Source organism: Psychromonas hadalis ATCC BAA-638, from assembly GCF_000420245.1.
GTDB classification, from domain to species: domain Bacteria; phylum Pseudomonadota; class Gammaproteobacteria; order Enterobacterales; family Psychromonadaceae; genus Psychromonas; species Psychromonas hadalis.
In genome coordinates, this window is record NZ_ATUO01000247.1 from 1 (window position 1) to 3356 (window position 3356).

General features: G+C 40.0%; 1 protein-coding gene. It reads right to left on the reverse strand.

The window, feature by feature from the left end; all coding sequences use genetic code 11:
- Positions 1 to 392: 392 nt before the first annotated feature.
- Positions 393 to 3014: a TRAP transporter permease gene (locus G322_RS0118220; RefSeq protein WP_022943118.1), complete on the reverse strand. Its 2622-nt coding sequence runs from the start codon at positions 3012 to 3014 to the stop codon at positions 393 to 395.
- Positions 3015 to 3356 lie beyond the last annotated feature (342 nt).

Here is a 3356-nt window from a genome sequence, read left to right on the forward strand (position 1 = left end):
GCCAATTCTAAATGACGGGTTATTTTGAAAACAAAAGCGCAAGTAATTTTGAAGCCGATCCTAACCGAGTTAGATGATTAAAAAAGCCCCTCTATTAAATTAATAGAGGGGCTTTTTTGTGTTTATTGAAAAAAAAGAACCACGAAATCGTGGCGCGACACAAAGAAAAGCCTATTGTTTTATTTTTCTTCGTGTCTTCGTGGTTATACCAATTCCAATAAATATGTGATCGTTTTTGGGACGTGAGACTTTAGTCTCGCCTTTACTATTGGCGTAGCTAAAGCAGCACGTCCTAATAATTAATATGACCAGTTAATTACTGGAAATGGTATTAATATCTTTTGAACTTATACTTTTAGTCAATACCTTCGCCAAAATTGACCAAGGTATTGTTAGTCCATCGCCAATTTAACCAACTCCTCTTTGCGACGACGTATCTGCATGAGTGCAATAGCCAATAATAATAACAATGCAGGGATATATAACCACTGCTTAGCAAATGCGCCTTCAACAGGCATCTCAACCGATAATATAGTTTGATCCCAATCTAGCCCCATTTTCGATGCTGGGCTATCAAAAGCAACATCATCAATCATCATTACACCATCACTTTCAATAATGGTTAATCCCATATTTTGTAAACGTTGCTCACCCGTTTCACCAATAATAGGCAAATGCGCATAAAAAGTAGTTGGCTCGCCAATATCACTTAAGCCACTCACTCTTATTTTAAGGTCGCGATCACTCTGTACATGTTGCAGTTCAGAAACAATATTATAAGGTTCAATATCAACATAAGAGGGGGATAGTTTCTCCATAAAATAAGCGGGTCTAAACAACGTAAAGGCAATCAATAACAGTGCAATGACTTCCAACCAGCTACATTTATCAAAGAAGTATTTTTGTGTTGCAGCGGTGAAAACCAATATCGCAGCGGTGGCAACCACAAACACTGATATGCCATGTAACCAATCCACATTAATCAATAATAGATCGGTATTAAAGATAAATAGGAAGGGTAATATTGCCGTACGTAAACTATAAAAGAAAGCAATCACACTGGTTTTAATCGGCTTACCACCTGAGATAGCGGCTGCCGCAAATGAAGCAAGCCCCACAGGCGGGGTCACATCAGCCATGATACCAAAATAGAAGACAAACAGATGCACTGCAATCAGCGGCACAATCAATCCATTTTGTTGCCCAACTTCAACAATAACCGTGGCAAGCAGTGATGAAACAACAATATAGTTAGCGGTAGTGGGTAATCCCATGCCTAAAATCAGGCTCAAAATCCCCACTAAAATAAGCATAATAAGGATATTACCACCAGAAGCCATCTCAACAATACTCGCTAAAGGTGCGCCCACATTGGTCAGAGCAACGACACCCACAATAATACCCGCGGTTGCTGTTGCAATGCCGATGCTAACCATATTTTTAGCACCTACTTCTAATCCATCAACTAGATCCCTATAACCAACTTTAAACTGTTTAGTGACGTTTTCTTCCCCTCTAAAGTAAGCAAACAGTGCTTTTTGTGTGAGTAAAATAACAATTAACACCATCGTCCCCCAAAAAGCAGAAGTGCCAGGAGAGAGTCTTTCAATCATCAAACACCAAATCAACACCACAACAGGCAGTAAAAAGTGCAAACCTGAATTCACGGTCTCTTTCACTTCAGGCAGATGTATAATGGGGGCATTAGCATCATCGAGTTCAAGCTCAGGGAAACGAGCACACCAATAAGCAATAATGATATAAGCCAAGCCAACCAAAACAGCAATTACGTATGCAGAACTATCACCCGCAATACTTTTTATCCAACCTAAGCCGTAATAAACAATTAAGGCAAGCAAACAAAAAAAGAAAACAATCAAGGCTGCATTACGCAGACGAATTAGTATTTTTGCAGGTGGTTTTGCTCTCTTTAATCCATGCATACCCATTTTCATCGCTTCTAAATGCACAATATAAACCAATGCAATATAAGAGATTAATGCGGGGATAATGGCATGCTTAACCACTTCAAAATAGCTGATACCAACATATTCCACCATTAAAAAGGCAGCAGCCCCCATTACTGGCGGCATAATTTGTCCATTAACTGAGGAAGCCACTTCTACCGCACCCGCCTTTTCTGCTGAAAAGCCTACTTTTTTCATCATTGGAATGGTAAACGTGCCCGTTGTGACTACATTTGCAATCGATGAACCTGAAATTAATCCTGTTAACCCAGATGCAATAACGGCTGCTTTTGCAGGGCCACCGCGAAGATGACCCAGCATTGAAAAGGCGGTTTTAATAAAATAGTTACCCGCGCCTGCTTTATCAAGCAGTGCGCCAAACAATACAAACAGGAATACAAATTTGGTGGAAACCCCCAATGCAATACCAAAAACACCTTCGGTAGTTATCCATTGTTGATTAACAATAGTGGTAATTTTATTGGCATTATGAGCAAGTAATTGTGGAAGATGAGGGCCCACAAAGTTAAAAGCAAGGAAAACAAGTGCAATCACCGCCAATGGCGCACCTAAACTACGCCTTGTTGCTTCTAATAAAATCAATATACCAGCAACACCTGCAATGACATCCATCTGGTTAGGAATACCTACACGGGTAACAATGCCATCGTAAAAAATAAAGTAATAAGCACCTAAAAACCCACCGACGAATGCCAGTGCCCAGTCAATTAAAGGGATAGTCGTTTTATTAGATTTTTTAAAAGCAGGATAAGATAAAAAGGCCAAAAAGAGCGCAAAAGAGAGGTGAATAGAACGCGCTTTGGTATCATCAAAAACAACATTTAAATCCCAACCGATACTGTTTAAAAATTGCTGGAAAATAAAAGGGATCGGCGATGAAAAGTAGAGTTGAAAAAGTGACCATGCAATTGCAGTAAAGGTGATCAGTTTTTTTACCTTACCAACAACGTGGCGCCCACCCGTTTCTGTTTGCTCCACCAGCTCTTGTAGCTCAGCGTCATTCATTATATGGATCTGTTCGCGCATAAGTTATTCTTATTATTAAGTTATAAAAAAAGGCAGTAAAACTGCCTTTTAGGGTTCTATACCCATGTTACCTCAAGGTGCTTTGTCAGGCACAAGCTCGGTAACCAGAGCAAGACGCAACATGAGCGAATGGTGATTCCCTTTATGATTGTTGCAACGCTGGGCTGGTTTTCGAGCTTGCGCCCCGAAGGGCAAGGCAACTCGCACCAATCTGCGTTGTTATAAAATCTCGACTTAGAATGACTAGGCTTCAATTTTATGCCTAGCACCTTGGCACGATTTTCCTTGCTGACTTTGCACCTTGAAGTATCATGGGTATATAGTCAAAATATAAAAAATTAC

Coding starts and splice junctions, on each gene's coding strand:
- G322_RS0118220 (WP_022943118.1), bottom strand. CDS start 3,014: ATGCGCGAACAGATCCATATAATGAATGACGCTGAGCTACAAGAGCTG.